Genomic DNA, 18,813 nt, shown 5'->3' with positions numbered 1-18,813 from the left:
TTTAGGATGGCAGGTAAAAGCGCTTTTAAAACAATCATTCATCAAATCCATTTATGCTTGGGATTAGCCTCTGGAATTGTTGTTTTTATTGTAGCGATTACCGGCTGTATTTTTACTTTTCATGATGAATTAAAAGATGCTTTTTACGATTATCGATTTGTAGTACCTCAAGATTCGGCATTTATAGCACCTTCTTTTTTGTTGAAAAAAGCCAATAATTTTCAACCAGATGTTGAAACATCGATGGTGGTTTACAATGGCGATACTCGCCCCGCGACGGTTAGTATTACTGAAAATGGAACTAATTTTTTACTGAATTTTGATCCCTATACCGGGAAATTGATAAAAAAAGTGAATCTGGACACCGAGTTCTTTAGTATTATTGAAGAATTACACATGTATTTATTACTTCCGCAGCATATAGGAAAGCAAATTGTGGGAATTTCAACTGTTATTTTTTTGGTATTATTACTAAGCGGAATCGTGCTTTGGTGGCCTAAAAAAATAAAGTATCTAAAACAACGATTATCGGTAAAATGGCATGCCCGCTGGCGTAGGATTAATTACGATTGGCATAATGTTACCGGTTTTTATACTTCAGTTATAGCGGTGATTCTGGCCATTACGGGCCTAACGTTCGTTTATAAACCAGTGCATGATGCATTTTATTTGGTGGCCAATTTGGGAGAACGATACGAATCCGATTTTTTTACTTCAGTATTAAAAAAGCCTGCTGAAAATAAACAATATCAGCAAAAAGCTATTGATCTGGCTTTTCAACAAACCAGAAAATTACAACCCAACAGCGGAATGTACTTTGTTTGGAAGCAGGATGACAGTTCACCCATTATTACAGGAGCTTATCCTAAATCCCTTCATTTTGATCATCAATCTAATTATCAATTTCATCCAAAAACCGGGGAGCTTTTATACCAATCTGGTTATTCTTCCAAAAGTGCAGGTTTACAACTTCAGGAAATGATGTATGGTTTGCATACCGGCCAGTATTTTAGGCTTTGGGGTAAAATTATCGCTTTTTTATGCAGTCTTTTTGTTGCTGCTTTACCCATTACCGGCTTTTATATCTGGTATGGCAGAAAATTTAAAAAGCCAAAGAGAAAACCAAAAATCGCTAAAATAGCATAGCGTCTATGATGCTTCCAAAAAGAGCCAGTATGACGGCAAGCCACAGGGAAGGTAAAAATCCATCGGTTTTAAATCCGCTGCTTAACTGGTCGGCAATTTCAATAATTATGGCGTAAGCAACAATTCGTGTCACAAAGCCTAAGCCTAAAAAGTAAAACATTCCCAAGGTGGCGATATTTAATACAGCGGTGAGCAACCAGCTTAAAAAGAAGCTTAGCACTCCAACAAGCAAAGCGATCAAAACAGCCGTTTTAAAACTTTTAAGATGAACTTTATTAAGGAATTTAGCCGCGACCATTAGGATTACAGCATCGATAAGAATATGTATAATTGCAGATAACATAATGTAAGGTTGTAATTGTTATCTGAAAAATACGAAAACAAGTCTTATGGCTTAAGTATTAAAAAAAAGTTTAACTAAATCTTCTTATTTAATACTTTAGGTTTAGTTTGAAAAATAACTTCAAACAAGGCTTTGTAATTTGCCAGTTTTTCGCGTTTCATGATCTTGTTTTCGATCTTAAACTCACGTTCTTTCGCCTCGAATCCGTAATAATCCAGTCCTAAATGTTTGGAGATAAAAAGTGCTCTGGGTAAATGAAACTGTTGTGTGATTACAATGGCATCGGTAATATTAAAAACTTTAGATGCCCTGTACATGCTATCATAGGTATCGAAACCGGCGTGATCTAAAATTAATTTATCACGGGATATACCGTGTTTTTTTAGATAATTGGCAATGGCATCAACCTCATTATAATTATCGCTACTGTGATCACCGCTAATTAAAATTTCTTCTACTTTATGATGTTTTAAAAGATCGATGGCCGTATCTACCCGATCTTGTAGAATAGGGGAGAGCTTCCCGTCTGAATAGACACTGGCACCTAAAACGATAGCGGTTTTTGCGTTGGGAACTTCATCGATTTTGGCATACATACGGCTAGATATATCTTGTTTTATAAAAGCTTCTAATCCAAGAGTAATTAAAATACCGAGTACAATTAGAATTACCGTATAAAGAATAGATTTCTTAAGAAACCGCATGTATCTTTTTCTTTTTCATTTTAATTTCGAAGATAACCAATAAATTTAGACGAATTAGTTATTTCTATGCATTAACGTTACAATTACTTTACGCATTGTTTAAATTAGCAAAAAAAGAAAAGAAATGAGCAATATAAAAGCTTTGCAATGGCGCTATGCAGTTAAAAAATTTGATGCTGAAAAGATATTACCCGAGACGAAAATCGATGTTTTAAAGCAGGCTTTTAATTTAACAGCAACCTCTTATGGATTGCAGCCTATACGACTGGTAGTGGTGAAAAATAAACAGTTGCAGGAATCCTTAAAGGAAAAGGCAATGAACCAGGCGCAGCTTTCTACCGCTTCGCATGTACTGGTAATTTGTATTGAAGATCATGTAGATAAAGAATTTATTCTGAATTATTTTGAGCGGGTAAAGGAAATTCGTGAAACTCCCGATGAGATTTTAGATCCGTTTAAAAATTTTCTGGTGGAAGACTTCGGAAAAAAAACGAATGAAGAACTTGCGATTTGGGCCAAAAATCAGGCATATTTGGTTTTAGGAACTTTGCTTACCGTATGCGCCACTGAAGAGATCGATGCCTGTCCTATGGAAGGTTTTTTACCAGAAGCTTACGACGAACTTTTAAATCTTAAGGAAAAAAATCTAAAGTCGGTTTTGGTATTACCGGTTGGCTATCGTGCTAAAGATGATATCTTCTCCAGTTTTAAAAAAGTAAGACGATCTGAAGAAGATACCATTATCAATATTTATTAATAATTTACATAATCTACGATCTCTAAACCATAACCAATCATACCTACACGTTTGGTTTGTTTAGAATTAGAAAGCAGTTTTATTTTATGAATGCCAAGATCATGTAATATTTGTGCGCCTATCCCAAAATCTTTATTATCCATAGAAGGCTGTGGTGCTTTTAATACACCTTCTTTCTGGCTTTCTTTTAGTTCTGCCAATCTGCTTAAAAGGCTTAGCGGTTTAGCGGCAGGATTAATAAATACAATTGCCCCTTTACCATCTTTATCCAATGCCTTAAACATACTATCTAACTTCTTATCGGCATCATTGGTTAAGGTGCCTAAGATATCATTATTTACCAAAGTAGAATTCATACGTACCAGAACTTCTTCTTCTTTAGTCCACGAACCTTTGGTAAGCGCAATATGAATTTGATTATTGGTCGTTTGTTTAAACGCTCTTAACCTAAACTCGCCAAATCTGGTTTTAATTTTAAAATCTTCTTCCTTTACAATAAGCGAATCGTGTTGCATACGATACGCCACCAAATCTTCTATGGAAATAATTTTAAGATTAAATTTTTTGGCGACTTCCATTAACTCTGGGAGTCTGGCCATGGTACCATCTTCATTTAAGATTTCAACCAAAATCCCTGCCGATTGCAGCCCTGCAAGACGGGCAAGATCGATAGAAGCTTCTGTATGCCCGGTTCTTCTTAAAACGCCTCCATTTTTAGCCCGTAACGGGAAAATATGTCCTGGTCGTCCTAAATCTTCTGGCCTGGTTTCTTTTTCGGTTAATGCTTTTATGGTTTTTGCACGATCGTGAGTAGAAATTCCTGTGGTGCAACCATGTCCTATTAAATCTACAGAAACCGTAAATTGCGTGTTATGTAAAACGGTATTATCATCTACCATTAGGTTTAATCCTAATTCTTTAGATCGATCCTCGGTAATAGGTGCGCAAATTAATCCACGGCCGTGAGTAGCCATAAAGTTAATCATCTGTGGAGTTACTTTTTCGGCAGCAGCAACAAAATCGCCTTCATTTTCACGATCTTCATCATCTACTACAATAACAACTTTACCAGCTTTGATGTCTTCAATAGCCTCTTTAATTGTATTTAATTTAAAGGATTTATGTCCTTCATTAATTCCTGACATTTTGCAGCTTTTTTAGTTTAGCAAAGGTATTTAATCTATTTGTCTTTAGGCTTTACCAATCCTATCTTTTTCAAGAATTTCGAGATAGGTTCAGTAAACATATCAAAAGAAAATAATCCCTGATCTGTAGTGGCTCTATAGGTAAAATAAACGCCCAGTGGCAGCATAATTAATGTACTAAGCCACGTCGCTATAAACGGGCTAACACTACCGTCTTCTGCACTGTTTTTAGCGAAAATTCCTATAAAATGATAAGTGAGGAAAATAACAATTGCAATCACCATAGGAAGGCCCATACCTCCTTTACGAATAATGGCACCTAAAGGGGCACCAACAAAAAAGAGTATAATACAGGCTACCGCAAGTACATATTTTTCATGTAATGCAATTTCATATTTGTTTAAGCGTCTTGCACTTTGTTTAAACTCTTGTTTTTTAATAGAAAGGTGAGAAATTGCAGCATTAGTAGTTCTAATCGCATCATCTACAATTCGTTGAGATTGATCGCTATTATAGTTATCGAGTATAGAGTGTTTAAAGCTTTTGTATTTATCTGATTCTGCGGGAGTGAAATTGATATCTAACGATTTAACCCCCGTTCTACTATACATCGACGTAGCGAAAGCTTCTTTACGTTCGTTTAATGAAACCGAAAAACTATCGATACTTTTAGTAAGCTCACCAATCCTAAGCATACTTTGGGTGGTATAACTTTCGTCTTCCATATCCACCTGATTTAATTCAGACAGGTCGATATTAATAGTGTACTCTTTAAAGTAACTTTTCATAAAAGGTTTATGATCTCTTTTAGAGTAGTCACTGGGTTGTACCTCTCGATAGTAATTTCCGTCGGTAAGGATTAAAGATAATACATTCGAATTTTCACTACTTACTAATTCCCCTTCTTTCGATTTTATTACCGTGTAATCACCACCACGCTCTGTGCCTGTATGAATTATGACATCATGCAGATATTGATCATTATCCCCGGTTTTTTTATCAACCTTTATATTAATATTTCCAACTTCGTTAAAAACACCTGCGGTAATGGCCATGGCAGGTTTCATTTTCGCAATGTTTTTACGGAGATTTATAATTTTAAACTCGGCTGCAGGAATCACATTATTGGCAAAAACAAAAGCGGTGACACTTACCAACAAAATAAATACGGTTAAACCACGCATGGCCCGCTGCAAAGAAATCCCTGAAGATTTCATAGCAGCAAACTCATAATTCTCGGCAAAACTACCAAAAACCATAATTGAAGTTAACAATATGGTTAGCGGTAATACCATAGGTACCAACTTTGGTGTGGTGTACAAAAGGAATTTTAGAATGATAGCAACATCTAAATCTTTACCTGCAAGTTCACCAATGTACAACCAGATAGCCTGAAGTACAAAAATGAACATCAAAATAATAAAAACGGTAAAGAACGTTTGTAGATAACTTACCAGTATGTACCTGTCTAATATTTTCAAGGATGTAAGATTAATCTAATCGATTAATATAATAATTGCTATATCTGCTCTCATCAAAAGTGAATAGATTTTGAGCAAGAGACTGATTGGTTTTAAAACTTTTTACCGTAATCGTAATCTTAGTCCCGTTTGGCTGAGTCTGGATAAGATTATAAATATTTTTGGTCTCTTTATCGATTCCCAATAAAATATTTTTTACCTCAGCATCGCTATCTTTTGGAGTTAATTTTACATACTGGATGGTTCTTCCGTTAACATTTTGTGTAATATCCCAGTCAAAATTATATCCGTCCTGATAAAAGGTAAACATTTTAGATGGTGTGATGTTATTCTCGTCTTCAGCAACATAATTAGAGATGTTAATCTCTTCGTCTTCTGGTATTATGGTGTATACTTTTTTACCATCAAAAAGTTGCGTGGTGCCCATAAAATTCAACACATATTTATCACCTTTTATGCTCGCATCGCCACGAGTTTCCTGATGAATATTTTCTGAAGTATTCTCCAAAGCATATTTAAAATCGATCACCATATTGTCATAACTGCTTACCTTTTTTGAAACTTCATTTAAAAGTTGCTCAGCTTTTTGAGAATTCTGAGCCTGTATTCCAAGGCTAAAACATGCAAGTATTAGAAATACTATTTTTTTCATTTTACTTTTATTTCTTTATTTAGGTTCTTCATTAAGTAATTGCTCTAAAGCTGCCAGATCTGTAAATAAAACTTGTCTTGCTTTACTTCCCTCAAAAGGTCCTACAATACCGGCGGCTTCCAATTGATCTATAATTCTACCGGCCCTGTTGTATCCTACTTTAAGTTTTCGCTGTAATAATGATGCCGATCCTTGTTGGGCGGTAACAATAATTTCAGCGGCTTCTCTAAATAGCCCATCTCTGTCGTTCACATTTATATCAAGTCCTGTGCCACTTTCCTCACTTTCATAAGCTGGCAGCATGTGGGCATCTGGATAGGCTTTTTGCGATCCAATAAACTCGGTGATCTTATCAACTTCAGGGGTATCTACAAAAGCACACTGTAAACGCTTCATCGAACTTCCCTGAGTGAAAAGCATATCCCCACGACCAATTAACTGATCGGCTCCCGGGCCATCCAGGATCGTTCTAGAATCGATTTTAGAGGTTACCCTAAAAGCAATACGTGCCGGGAAGTTTGCTTTTATAATCCCTGTAATGACGTTTACCGATGGTCTTTGCGTTGCGATAATTAAGTGAATTCCTACCGCCCGTGCAAGCTGTGCTAAACGTGCTATAGGTGTTTCAACCTCCTTACCTGCAGTCATAATTAAATCGGCAAACTCATCGACTACCAGTACGATATAAGGTAAAAACTTATGTCCGTTTTCAGGATTTAACTTTCGGTTTTTAAATTTCACGTTATATTCCTTGATATTACGAACCATGGCATCTTTAAGTAGTTCGTAACGATCGTCCATTTCGATACAAAGAGAGTTTAGCGTATTGATAACCTTGGTGTTATCGGTAATTATTGCATCTTCGGTATCGGGTAATTTTGCTAAATAATGACGCTCGATTTTGTTGAAAAGCGTTAATTCTACCTTTTTAGGATCAACCAGTACAAATTTTACTTCCGCAGGATGTTTACAATAGAGTAGGGAAGTAAGGATCGCGTTAAGCCCGACAGATTTACCCTGTCCTGTCGCACCTGCCATAAGCATGTGTGGCATTTTGGCAAGATCTACAACAAAAGTTTCATTGCTAATGGTTTTACCCAATGCCATTGGCAGTTCCATTTCGGCATTTTGAAATTTAGGCGAAGCAATCACCGATCGCATAGAAACGATGGTGGCGTTTTTATTAGGAACTTCAATACCTATGGTTCCTTTTCCCGGGATGGGCGCGATAATCCTTATTCCTAATGCCGCTAAGGAAAGGGCGATATCATCTTCAAGATTCTTAATTTTTGAAATCCTGATTCCGGCTTCAGGAACGATTTCATATAGGGTTACCGTTGGTCCAACGGTAGCTTTAATTTGTGCAATCTCGATCTTGTAGTTTTTAAGCGTATCTACAATCCTGTTCTTATTTTCCTCAAGCTCTTTTTGATTAATGGTAATGCCACCGCCATAATCCTGTAATAATTCCAGCGTAGGGTATTTGTAATTTCCAAGCTCTAATGTTGGGTCAAATTCGCCAAAATCGCTCACTAATTTTTTACTGCGATTATCTTCATCCACTACTTCTTCTTCGGGCGCAGTTTCTACCTCCATTGCAAGCTCTTCGGTTTCCTTTTCTTTTTCTTCGGAAGTATAATTGATATGTGTTTTTTCTGAAGAACTATTAACTTCAGAAAGGTTATTTTCAAAATCAATTTCAGGAGCAGTATCGTCTACCACAGGTTTTTCTTCCGTGCTTATAATTTGCTTCTTCCAATCTTGCTCTTCATCGGTGACATTAGCGGTCATTTTTTGTACAGAAGCTTCTTTCGCTGCTTTAAATTCGGCATTAATGTCGTCTTTTTTAGTTTTTACAAAACTACCTACCATTTCTGGCGTAAGCTTTAAGCGTAAAGCCGTGTACGCAATAAAAAGAAAAAAAAGGAGAAGGACAGTGCCAAAAAAACCTAAGTAATCCTGAAGAAAATCGTTCATCTCGAAACCTATGGTACCACCCAAAATAGCATGCTTGGTGAAAAAACCGAGTACGATCGATAGCCAGATCATGACTAAAGTTCCCCAAAACCAAAATGAAGCCAGTTTCCTGGAAGCCATTCCAAAAAATAAGTAAATTCCAGATATGGTGATTAACACCGCAATAGAAAAAGATGCGATGCCAAACCCTTGGTAAATAAAGAAATCACTAATTAAAGCACCAAATTTACTTAACCAGTTTTTGGCTTCTACACTACGGTCGCTAAATTCCTGTAAGGTACTTTGATCGGCCTGCCAGTTAAATAAAAAGGACACAAAAGCCACGATAAGGGCTAACCCAAAAAGCATAAGAAAACTACCCAGTACCACTTTTTGGTGCCGGTTAAGCCTTAACGAAAATTTCTTTGAATTTTTAGTGGTTTTCTTAGTTCTGGTTTTCTTTTTGGCCATGCGTGGTTTTTCGGAATTTTGGCAAAAATACAAATTAGCCCCTTCTAAAATAAAGAAAATAAAATTCAATTTTAAAAGAGGTCTGTTTTATAAAAAAACGCCGATCAAGATGCTTTATTTTTTAAGATAGTTTAGAAGTGGATGAATAAATTTATCGAAGGCTTCTATATGCGGTAAATGACCCGTGTTTGGAATTTCAACTAGCTGGGCATTAGGGATTTTTTGTTGGGTTGTTTTGCCTAGTTTTTCATATAATCCCATCGTCGATTTTACTTGTTTAGAGACCAAATTTTTGCCCAAAGCAGTACGGTCTCTTGTTCCTATTATTAGTAGGGTAGGAACAGTAATTTCGCTAAACTCATATACGACCGGTTGCGTGAAAATCATGTCGTATGTTAAGGCGGCATTCCAGGCGATACGATCATAATCCTTGTTAAGTGTCCATCCCGCTAAAAGTTTGGCCCATTTTGCATAATCCTTGTTCCATTGCCTGTCATAATAACTTTCTTTTTGGTAGTTTTTAATGTCTTCGTAGGTTTTTCCAATTTCATTTTTATACCAGTCGTTAACGCTTTGGTAAGGCACTTTAAGTTTCCAGTCTTCTAAACCAATGGGATTAACCAGCACCAGATTTTTAGTAATTTCAGGATACATTAAAGCGAAACGAGTGGCTAACATTCCACCCATAGAATGCCCCAATATGGTAGTTTCTTTGATCCCTAAAGAATCGATCAATCCTTTGGTATTTTTGGCTAATTGCTGAAATGTATATTGAAAATCTTGTGGTTTGCTGGATTTCCCGAAGCTTAATTGATCGGGTACTAAAACATTAAAGCCTTCCTTGACTAAAGCATCGATGGTTGTTTCCCAATACGCGCCATTAAAATTTTTACCATGAAGCAAGGTTACGGTTTTTCCGTTATTTTGCCCTGGTTGGATATACATATACGCCATTTTATACGCATGTTTTTGCGCATTAAAATGATAAAAAGAAACAAGATAGGGATACTCGTAATTTTCGAGCATCAGTCCAAGTTCTTTTATATCCTGAGCCTGAACTTTTACGCTAACGGAAAGTATAAAGAGCAATAAGAAAGGAAACTTTTTCATAGAAAATTTTTCCTAAATTTAAAAAGTTCTTCAAGGCTAGGTAAAAGTATAAATTACTTTACAATAAATTTAACTTGCATACCTTATAAAGCCTGCAAGTATGGGATATAAATTATACAGCCAATAATAATGGCTACAAAAGCTGCAATACATACGGCGCCGGCGGCAACATCTTTAATATGCCCTATTTTTTGATGAAAATCAGGATGCACAAAATCGGCAATAGCTTCTATGGCTGTATTTAGTCCTTCAGCGCTCATTACCATTCCAACAGCGATACACTGAAACATCCATTCGGTCTTGGTAATATCAAAATAAAACCCGGCAACAGTTACAACTATAGCAATAGCAAATTGTACCTGTATGCTGGGCTCATTTCTTATGAGTAGCAATGCACCTTTTAAAGCATAACCACCACCACGAATACGTTTCCCAAGGAAACTATCTTTCATTTTATAAAAGCGTTTTTAACGCAGCAAGATAATTTGGTTCTTCAACGATATCTGGCACTTGCTGGGTATGGATTACATTTAAATTTTCATCCAGAACGATAACTGCGCGGGAAAGTAACCCTTCTAGAGGACCGGTGATCATTTCTACCCCGTAGTCTTTCCCGAACTCACGTTCTTTAAAGTCAGACAAGTTAATAACATTTTTTAAACCTTCGTCATTTACAAACCTTTTTTGTGCAAAAGGTAAATCTCTAGAAATACAAAGCACTACCGTATTGTCTAAATCGGTTGCTCTTTCATTAAAATTTCGTACAGAAGTTGCACAAACTCCGGTATCAATACTGGGAAAAATGTTAAGGATAACTCGTTTCCCTTTAAAATCCTCTAATTTGGCTTTGGACAGGTCGGTTTTTATAAGGTCAAAATGTGGTGCTTTTTCACCAATCGCCGGCAGATCGCCATAAGTAATCACTCTTTCGCCTTTAAACGATATTTCAGACATAGCAATAAATTTGGTTAAGGTTTAGTTCAGCTAAATTTAGACTATTTGTAATGGAGTGATACTAAAATTATCATAAAACAAAAATCGGGTGAACTGAATTAACAATTAACCCGATTTTGGTGTTTTTATCGTTACGTTTTACTCAATAATCGATATTAAATTCTCCTAGGCTTGCCCTTAGAGAGTTTACTGATCTATAGATCCTAAAACTTTTTTCACAAAAGCATTGGCAGCATCTGTATCTTTCATTCCTTCTTCGCTTACCATTTTATGAACTTCTATAGCACCACAAATATTAGTGATTAATTCACCAATAACATCCATTTCTTCGTCAGAAACCGATCGGTGTTCGGTAAAGCTTTCCAGAACCTCTACAGTTGCCTGAAGCTTATCTGCTTCATTATTACGTTGCAAGTGTTTAATTACTGGTAACTTCATTTACTAAGTCTTTTAGAACGTCAAACTTATTCGTTTGAACCTGATTTACAAATTCTCCATTTTTAAATGTGGCAAAAGTCGGCAGGTTATTTACATTTGCCAGTTTTCTACTTTCCGGATACTTTTCAGCATCCACTAAAATAAATGTTGCGTTCTCATTTTCTCCCGATAATTTTTTAAATTTCGGTTTCATAAGTCGGCAATTACCACACCATCCAGCCATGTACTGTACCACTACAGTTTCATTATTGGATACAATTTCACTTAAATTATCTTGATCTAATGTCTTCATCATAGCAATTTTTTTCCCAAATTAGGATAGTAACATCTCGGGATAACATCCCGAGATGAAAATATTTTTTAAGTCTTTCTTTAGCTTATCTCACAAAATGAGAATGCTACTTAAAACTTTTTAGTTTAAGCTAAGGTAATCTGCAACACCCTTTCTATCGGCTTTCATTGCATCCTTACCTTCTTCCCAGTTTGCCGGGCAAACCTCACCATTCTTTTGTACGTGAGTATAAGCATCGATTAATCTTAAGAATTCTTGTACGTTACGTCCAAGTGGCATGTGGTTAACACCTTCATGGAATACGGTTCCTTCTTCGTCGATAAGATAAGTAGCTCTATAGGTTACATTATCACCTTCTAAAGTAATATCACCAGTCTCTTCATCGTAAGTTTCTCCTGTGATATCAAGAATTCCTAAACGTGAACTTAAGTTACGGTTAGAATCTGCTAATATTGGATAAGTAACACCTTCAATTCCGCCATCATCTTTAGGAGTGTTTAGCCATGCAAAGTGAACTTCAGGAGTATCACAAGAAGCCCCAATTACCATTACATTTCTTTTTTCAAACTCTTCTAAAGCAGCCTGAAAAGCATGTAATTCTGTTGGGCAAACAAATGTGAAATCTTTTGGATACCAGAATAACAATACTTTTTTATTATTTTTTTGAGCCTCCTCTAATACATTTAACTTAAATGTATCTCCTAAATCGTTCATAGCGTTAACGCTTAGGTTTGGAAATTTTTTACCTACAATAGACATATCTTGTTGTTTTTGGGTTTTACTTTCTTTTCTTAATTGCAGTGCAAATATAACCCAAGAGACTGATGCATCCATGCAATTCAAATTCTTAATTTTTATACTGTGATAGAATTTGATTATTACGAAAGAATATTCTTATAGGGGTATTCTATTTTCTTCGGAAAGCTACGCGGTATGTGCGTTTGCTGAAGTGCTTAGCTCTTTAATTTTTATGCGGAATGCTGCGAATAATAAGGTCATAAACGGACTCAAATAATTAAAAAAACAATATCCCATATAGGAAATTACCGGCACCCCAAGTACGCCGCTATGATATGCACCACAAGTATTCCATGGAATTAAAACTGAAGTTACCGTCCCTGAGTCTTCTAAGGTTCTACTAAGATTTTCTGGGGCTAGACCTTTATCTCTATACGCTTTGGCAAACATTTTTCCAGGTACTACGATGGCCAGGTACTGGTCTGATGCTGTAATATTAAGTGCCAGGCAACTAACAACGGTACTTGCAAAAAGGCCAAATACACTATCAAAGAGATTCAGTAAGGCTTTACTAATTCTGGCTAGCGCACCAATGGCATCCATAATTCCGCCAAAAACCATGGCACATAAAATTAACCAGATAGTTCCTAGCATGCCGGCCATTCCACTAGAAGCAAAAAGATCATTTAAAGCTTTGGATTGTGTTTCTATTGCGGTATCTACGGTAATGGCATCCATAATTCCGCGGTAAGCACTAACAAAAGTTAGTTCATCGCTTCCGCTAATTTCAAGAACAATGTCTGGCTGAAAAATAAGTGCAGCAACGGCACCAAGTAAAGTACCTATAAGTAAGGCTATAAGTGGCGAAGTCTTTCTAACAATTAAAAAGATGACTAAGGCCGGTACAACAAATAGCCAGGGCGAAATATGAAAAGACGATTCAATAGCATTTAAAATAGCCGTGGTATCTGTAGAACCATTGGTGTCTAAATTAAAACCTATAATTACAAATATTAATATTGTGATTACAATCGTTGGTACCGTCGTAATGGCCATGTATCGAATATGGGTGAACAAATCTGTTCCCGCCATTGCTGGTGCAAGATTGGTGGTGTCACTTAATGGAGACATTTTATCACCAAAATAAGCGCCAGAGAGAATAGCTCCCGCCGTCATTCCTAACGGGATGCCCAAAGCGTCGGCAATACCAACCAGAGCGATACCTACGGTTGCAGAAGTTGTCCAACTACTTCCTGTTGCTACCGATATAACAGAACAAATTACTACTGTTGCTGCCAGGAAAATTGTAGGATTTAGAATTTGCAAACCATAATAGATCATGGTAGGGATAATTCCGCTAATTAGCCACGTACCTGCTAAAGCTCCAACCATTAATAAGATTAAAATCGCTCCCGCTGTACTTTGGATGTTTTTAGCGACTTCATCGATCATAGTGTCGAACTTCACCTTATTAAAGTACCCTACGATTGCCGCTACAGCACCTCCTAAAAGTAAAATAAACTGATTAGAACCACTTAAGGCCTCATCTCCATAAACTACCAAAACATTAAAACCAAGCATGATGATGAGCGCAAAAACAGGGATTAATGCAGCCCAAATACTCAATTCTTTTTTGTCGACGTTTTCTTTAGAGTGGGTAGTGTGGTTTTCCATTCAGTTTTTAGAGGGTTTTATTTCTAAAATTCAAGATTTGGTAAATAGAAGATGTTTTTTAGAAATTATAAAAGTTTAGCTTAGATTAGTTTTTCGATTGTAATGTTACGATTTTAGATAAAAGTATGCAAGGTTTCCCTTTCCCACGGTCATTTTAAATCGAATACGGTAGTAAAATCTTAGGAATATTATGCAATTATTACCAATATCGATTATAATTTCGGTTTTACTGGCGCTGCCAAAGGCGATAATACCCCGAAGATTAGCTCAAATTTGCACAAAGGTTTTTAATAAAGAACTTGAGCTTACCCAATGTTCTTTATTAAAACTTTATAAAGCCGATTATGTGGTATTGGTGGTTTAGAGAATAGTCGTACTTTTGTAAGTATTGTTATAAAATCAACATAAAAACTTATTGTTATGAGTACATATGATGTTGCAGTTATAGGTTCTGGCCCCGGTGGATACGTGGCAGCCATACGCTGCGCACAACTGGGAATGAAAACTGCAATCATAGAAAAATATTCTACTCTTGGTGGAACTTGTTTAAACGTAGGTTGTATTCCTAGTAAAGCCCTTTTAGATTCTTCACATCATTATCACGATGCGGTAAAGCATTTTGAGGATCACGGCATTGAAATTTCAGGAGACGTAAAAATAAATCTTGAAAAAATGATGGAGCGCAAAGCATCTGTGGTTAGCCAAACTTGCGATGGGGTGAAGTTCTTAATGGACAAGAACAAGATCGATGTTTTTGAAGGTATTGGTTCTTTTAAAGACAAAACTCATATTGATATTAAAAAGAATGATGGTGAAACTGAAACTATCGAAGCTAAGAAAACCATCATCGCTACTGGTAGTAAGCCCTCTAACCTTCCATTTATAGAACTTGATAAAGAGCGAGTAATCACGTCTACCGAAGCTTTAAAACTGAAAGAAATTCCTAAGCATTTAATCGTTATTGGCGGTGGAGTAATTGGTTTAGAGTTGGGGCAGGTGTACAGCCGTTTAGGTGCAGAGGTTTCTGTAGTTGAATTTATGGATAGAATTATCCCAACAATGGATAGTGCGCTTTCTAAAGAGCTTACCAAAGTTCTTAAAAAACAGGGTGTGAAATTTTATACCAGTACAAAAGTAAAGTCTGTGGAGCGTAATGGAGATGAAATTATCGTGAAAGCAGATGATAAAAGAGATAAAGAAGTCGAGCTTAAAGGGGACTATTGCTTAGTTTCTGTTGGACGACGTCCTTTTACTGAGGGTCTTAATGCTGATGCTGCCGGAGTAGAAATGGATGATAAAGGCCGTATTAAAGTGAACGATCATTTGCAAACCAATGTAGAGAATATTTATGCGATTGGAGATGTGGTAAAAGGAGCAATGTTAGCACATAAAGCTGAAGAAGAAGGAACTTTTGTTGCTGAAACCATTGCCGGACAAAAACCACATATTAATTACAATCTTATTCCGGGTGTGGTTTATACCTGGCCAGAAGTGGCATCTGTAGGTAAAACTGAAGAGCAATTAAAAGAAGAAGGAATAAAATATAAAGAAGGGAAATTCCCAATGCGTGCTTTAGGTCGTTCCAGAGCTAGCGGGGATATCGACGGAATGATTAAAATCCTTGCTGACGAGAAAACCGATGAAGTTCTTGGTGTGCACATGATAGGAGCCCGTACCGCCGATCTTATCGCTGAAGCTGTTACTGCAATGGAATTTAGAGCTTCTGCCGAGGATATTTCTAGAATGAGCCACGCGCATCCAACGTATGCTGAAGCTGTAAAAGAAGCGGCATTGGCTGCCACAGATAATCGTGCTTTACATGTATAATTCCTAAAATTTTTAATCTTTTTTGAAGATTTAAAGGACTTTCTCATTTCTACTTCCAGAAAGGATTCCCTTAGGATTTCAATAAAAAAGCACCGTTCAAAATTTTGAACGGTGCTTTTTTATTGAAAAGGCTTAAAAAGATCCCGAAATTATCATATTCAAATTTATTTTAACATTTTTTATTATAAAAGTTAGCTTTTTTTATTTTTTACTAAAAATACTTTGTTATAGTATTGCACGCGATTTATAGTTAACCCTACATCTATAATCTATATATGAATATAATTACTACTAATAGGGCATTTTTAGCCCTTTTTTTTATTGTTACAAATTTTGCCTTAAGCTTTGCCCAAGTTGGTATAGGCACTGCCAGCCCCGATAATAGTTCAATATTGGATATTGAAAGTTCTACAGGAGGAGTGCTGGTTCCACGAATGACCACTGCAGCGCGTAATAGAATTTCTTCGCCTGCCACAGGACTTTTAATTTATGACACTACAAGAAAATGTTTAAGTCAGCAGGTGGGACCTTCAAATGATCCAGACTGGGTTTGTATTTCTGGAAATGTAGTGCGGTTTTTTTATTTGCCAAGTTTAAATATAGATACTTCATCAAAAGGAAACAGAAGGACTATTGATTTGTATAAGGCTTATAAAGATCAATTTTCATCTCCACTGGTTTCGAGTCCTGGCGCTTCAGGAATACCTTATTTTGAATCGGCTTCAGATCTTGAGTATTATGTAACCGATTATGATACTTCAGTGCTATCAAAGCTTTCGATAAATAGTAATGGGGTTCTTACTTATGATGTTATAGGTGATGCAACGGCCTGTTCTTTTATAAATGTTGTGCTGGTTGTAAAATAATTTCAGAAAAGAAATAATGAAAAAACTTTTCAGTTTAGTACTGATCTTATTTTCAGCATATTCAGTTTTTGGTCAGTGTAATTGTGATGAGACCATTTCTTCAAGTATTTGGAATGGAGGATTTACCTTTAGATCTAACCGAACCTATTGCATAAAGGGAGATATTACGATAAGATACAATGTAACTTTTCAGGATAACACCACAATCTGTATTCCTTCAGGATCTACGCTTAAGATAGATAATACAATTAACGGTAACGCTGCAAGCAGGATAAATGTAAATATCGACGGAAATTTTATTGTGCCCAATACTTTCCCTGTTAGTTTTAATCTTCATGTATTTAAAAGCGGAAATATAAAAGGCCTAAACGGGGATAACCAGGATATCCAAATGAATGGAAATACTTTTCATCTTGTAATTGAAGAAGGTGGTAATTATAAATTTGGAAATTTAAATTTAAATAACGACGGTAGGGAGAATACGATAGAAAATCACGGAACGATGACGATAGACGGTGAAATTAATACCCGTAATGCGAGTTCGGCATTACGATTAGATAATTATGGTACCATCGATATGACCGGGAATCTATATTTCAGTAACTCTGCAGGCACGAATACTTTTTATAATTATGGTAATTTAACCTGTTTAGGGGTTTATTCTACAGATCCAACATTGCACATGCAAAATGCGGGTACCATGTCGATGTCCCAAAATTATGATAATACTGAAAAAAGTGTTTTTTCAAATTGTGGTACGTTTAAAATGGATGGTAACTGGGGATTTAATTTAAGCGGATTAATCATTAATACAGGAAATATGCTCATCCCCAATAGTTCTATAGCTTTTTCATCTACGGGTAAAATTCACAATTATAGTGTGATGAGTTTAAAGCAGATTGATATGGATCCCAATTCGCTTATTTATAATGAAGGGGAAATAACATTTTCTGAAGCTCCTAATACTAATATTAGGTTTGCCGGTCCGGGAGCTGGAGAACAGCCAGAACACTCTGATTCTAAAAATTACGGTCGATTTAAATGGCCCGGCACTCAAAGCAACCAATCTGGTTGGGCCAGGGGGAATTTAAATTTTGTTACTACCACCCCAAACAGCGTAAATGATAACAGCCCTAATAATTCTAATGGGATGTTTGGACAATGGAATAGTATAAACTTTGATGATTCTGTACGCTTTGGTAATTGTACGTCCTGTACCGTGATTACCCAATACGAACAATGTGCCAATGCAGATGGAACCTGGCCCGCAATAAGACCTTCTTACGATTGTATTCCTGTAAATAGACATGTAAGAACACATTTGTAAAACGAAAATAGAATGAAAAAGGCAGCTAATTAGCTGCCTTTTTCATTCTAAATAGACTCAGAAATTATAAGGTTAGGGCTTTTTAATTGGTTTAGGAAGTAAATTAAAAGCCTGTGGAACTGAGTAAAATTCAATAGGGAATATTGGATTTTTTAGAATGAGATTTTCCATGTTTTTATAGTCTTTTTTAATGATATTCAGCTAATTTTTCTAACACCATATCTTTATAACTCCTGCTTATAGGGATCGATTTTTGTCTCACCACTACCTGTTCATTGGTGTAGGATTCAATTTTAGGTATTGCAACGATAAACGATCGGTGTGTTCTTAAAAACCTAGACGTTGGTAGCTTTTCTTCAATAGCGCTTATCGTTTCCCTTGTTATTTTCGTTTCGTTTAATAGATGGATTTTTAAATAATCGGCATAACTTTCAATATAAAGCAAATGTTCAAAGTCGATTTTAACCATTTGTCTATCGATCTTCACAAAAATAAATTCGGCTTCCTTTTCAGCGATTTTGACAATTTCTTTCTGAGAATGATTTTTTCGATAATTATTTATGGCATCCAGCAGGCGTTCAATAGAAATAGGTTTCAACAAATAATCTACCGCATGCAGGTCAAAACCATCTACAGCATATTCCCGATAGGCTGTGGTGAAAATAATCTTAAGGTCTTTATTGATGGATTTAGCAAAGGAAATCCCAGATATTCCCGGCATATTAATGTCCAGAAAGATTAAGTGAACATTTTCCTTACTAATTATATTAAAAGCTTCAGTCGCATTGGTGCACCTGGCTAAAATATGGATATTTTCAATTTTAGAGAGATGATTTTCCATAATATCCAGCGCAACAGGCTCATCATCTACAAGAATACAATTAATGGGTGCCAACATTTATTCCGAATTATTGCTGTTTAAAATTAACTAA

20 protein-coding genes are annotated in these 18,813 nt (G+C 36.1%); 6 read left to right on the top strand and 14 right to left on the bottom strand.

The features are described 5' to 3' along the window. The first annotated feature begins 6 nt into the window (after positions 1–6). Entirely contained in the window at positions 7–1,146 is a 1,140-nt protein-coding gene (locus tag L1967_RS05980) for a PepSY-associated TM helix domain-containing protein (RefSeq protein WP_249600818.1), read from the top strand. Here L1967_RS05980 and L1967_RS05975 read toward each other — a convergent pair. Together L1967_RS05975 and L1967_RS05970 are read right to left on the bottom strand one after the other, a co-directional pair. After that, positions 1,133–1,489 (bottom strand): phage holin family protein, encoded by a 357-nt coding sequence (locus L1967_RS05975; protein ID WP_249600817.1) that lies wholly within the window; start codon positions 1,487–1,489, stop codon positions 1,133–1,135. The genes L1967_RS05980 and L1967_RS05975 overlap by 14 nt on opposite strands. 74 nt (positions 1,490–1,563) lie before the next feature. Beyond that, entirely contained in the window at positions 1,564–2,193 is a 630-nt protein-coding gene (locus tag L1967_RS05970; protein WP_249600816.1) for a SanA/YdcF family protein, read from the bottom strand. 124 nt (positions 2,194–2,317) lie between these two features. On the opposite strand from L1967_RS05970, the gene L1967_RS05965 reads away from it, so the two are divergent. Then, the gene (locus L1967_RS05965) at positions 2,318–2,950 is read left to right on the top strand and encodes an NAD(P)H-dependent oxidoreductase (protein ID WP_249600815.1); all 633 of its coding nucleotides are present in this window, start codon (positions 2,318–2,320) and stop codon (positions 2,948–2,950) included. On the opposite strand, the gene ribB is transcribed toward L1967_RS05965, so the two are convergent. The 11 genes from ribB to nhaC form a co-directional block, all read right to left on the bottom strand. Next, on the bottom strand, positions 2,947–4,095 hold the full coding sequence (ribB, locus tag L1967_RS05960) for a 3,4-dihydroxy-2-butanone-4-phosphate synthase (protein ID WP_249600814.1): 1,149 nt from the start codon (positions 4,093–4,095) through the stop codon (positions 2,947–2,949). The genes L1967_RS05965 and ribB overlap by 4 nt on opposite strands. A gap of 35 nt (positions 4,096–4,130) precedes the next feature. Continuing rightward, entirely contained in the window at positions 4,131–5,576 is a 1,446-nt protein-coding gene (locus tag L1967_RS05955) for an LptF/LptG family permease (RefSeq protein ID WP_249600813.1), read from the bottom strand. Positions 5,577–5,586: 10 nt separating this feature from the next. Further along, entirely contained in the window at positions 5,587–6,228 is a 642-nt protein-coding gene (lolA1, locus tag L1967_RS05950; RefSeq protein WP_249600812.1) for an outer membrane lipoprotein periplasmic chaperone LolA1, read from the bottom strand. Between the two features lie 15 nt (positions 6,229–6,243). Next, positions 6,244–8,655, bottom strand: a complete 2,412-nt coding sequence (locus tag L1967_RS05945) for a DNA translocase FtsK (protein ID WP_249600811.1) — start codon at positions 8,653–8,655, stop codon at positions 6,244–6,246. Between the two features lie 114 nt (positions 8,656–8,769). Further along, positions 8,770–9,765: an alpha/beta fold hydrolase gene (locus tag L1967_RS05940; RefSeq protein WP_249600810.1), complete on the bottom strand. Its 996-nt coding sequence runs from the start codon at positions 9,763–9,765 to the stop codon at positions 8,770–8,772. Between the two features lie 83 nt (positions 9,766–9,848). After that, positions 9,849–10,217 (bottom strand): diacylglycerol kinase family protein, encoded by a 369-nt coding sequence (locus L1967_RS05935; protein WP_249600809.1) that lies wholly within the window; start codon positions 10,215–10,217, stop codon positions 9,849–9,851. 1 nt (position 10,218) lies between these two features. Then, positions 10,219–10,719 carry a thiol peroxidase gene (gene tpx / locus L1967_RS05930; protein ID WP_249600808.1) on the bottom strand — a complete coding sequence of 167 codons (501 nt, stop codon included), beginning with the start codon at positions 10,717–10,719 and terminating at the stop codon, positions 10,219–10,221. Positions 10,720–10,905: 186 nt separating this feature from the next. Beyond that, positions 10,906–11,157, bottom strand: a complete 252-nt coding sequence (locus L1967_RS05925; protein WP_249600807.1) for a DUF6952 family protein — start codon at positions 11,155–11,157, stop codon at positions 10,906–10,908. After that, positions 11,138–11,452, bottom strand: a complete 315-nt coding sequence (locus L1967_RS05920) for a thioredoxin family protein (RefSeq protein ID WP_249600806.1) — start codon at positions 11,450–11,452, stop codon at positions 11,138–11,140. The genes L1967_RS05925 and L1967_RS05920 overlap by 20 nt, the downstream gene beginning before the upstream one ends. A gap of 117 nt (positions 11,453–11,569) precedes the next feature. Next, positions 11,570–12,208: a peroxiredoxin gene (locus L1967_RS05915; RefSeq protein WP_249600879.1), complete on the bottom strand. Its 639-nt coding sequence runs from the start codon at positions 12,206–12,208 to the stop codon at positions 11,570–11,572. A gap of 165 nt (positions 12,209–12,373) precedes the next feature. Next, the gene (gene nhaC / locus L1967_RS05910) at positions 12,374–13,861 is read right to left on the bottom strand and encodes a Na+/H+ antiporter NhaC (RefSeq protein ID WP_249600805.1); all 1,488 of its coding nucleotides are present in this window, start codon (positions 13,859–13,861) and stop codon (positions 12,374–12,376) included. Positions 13,862–14,051: 190 nt separating this feature from the next. Here nhaC and L1967_RS05905 point away from each other — a divergent pair, with 190 nt between their 5' ends. The 4 genes from L1967_RS05905 to L1967_RS05890 all read left to right on the top strand — a co-directional run bounded on the left by L1967_RS05905 (position 14,052) and on the right by L1967_RS05890 (position 17,881). Next, complete coding sequence (locus tag L1967_RS05905) at positions 14,052–14,225, top strand: hypothetical protein (protein ID WP_249600804.1); 174 nt, start codon at positions 14,052–14,054, stop codon at positions 14,223–14,225. Between the two features lie 56 nt (positions 14,226–14,281). After that, positions 14,282–15,688: a dihydrolipoyl dehydrogenase gene (gene lpdA, locus L1967_RS05900; RefSeq protein ID WP_249600803.1), complete on the top strand. Its 1,407-nt coding sequence runs from the start codon at positions 14,282–14,284 to the stop codon at positions 15,686–15,688. A 275-nt stretch (positions 15,689–15,963) separates the two neighbouring features. After that, a complete protein-coding gene (locus L1967_RS05895; protein WP_249600802.1) occupies positions 15,964–16,554 on the top strand; it encodes a hypothetical protein in 591 nt (196 codons plus the stop codon). A 16-nt stretch (positions 16,555–16,570) separates the two neighbouring features. Next, a complete protein-coding gene (locus L1967_RS05890) occupies positions 16,571–17,881 on the top strand; it encodes a hypothetical protein (RefSeq protein WP_249600801.1) in 1,311 nt (436 codons plus the stop codon). A gap of 187 nt (positions 17,882–18,068) precedes the next feature. Here the strand turns inward: L1967_RS05890 and L1967_RS05885 are convergent, their stop codons facing one another. Continuing rightward, positions 18,069–18,779 carry a LytR/AlgR family response regulator transcription factor gene (locus L1967_RS05885; protein ID WP_249600800.1) on the bottom strand — a complete coding sequence of 237 codons (711 nt, stop codon included), beginning with the start codon at positions 18,777–18,779 and terminating at the stop codon, positions 18,069–18,071. Positions 18,780–18,813: the final 34 nt, after the last annotated feature.

The organism is Zunongwangia pacifica (assembly GCF_023499215.1).
Lineage (GTDB): Bacteria > Bacteroidota > Bacteroidia > Flavobacteriales > Flavobacteriaceae > Zunongwangia > Zunongwangia pacifica.
The sequence above is the reverse complement of the archived record's forward strand: the minus strand, read 5'-3'. Positions and strand labels throughout refer to the sequence as shown.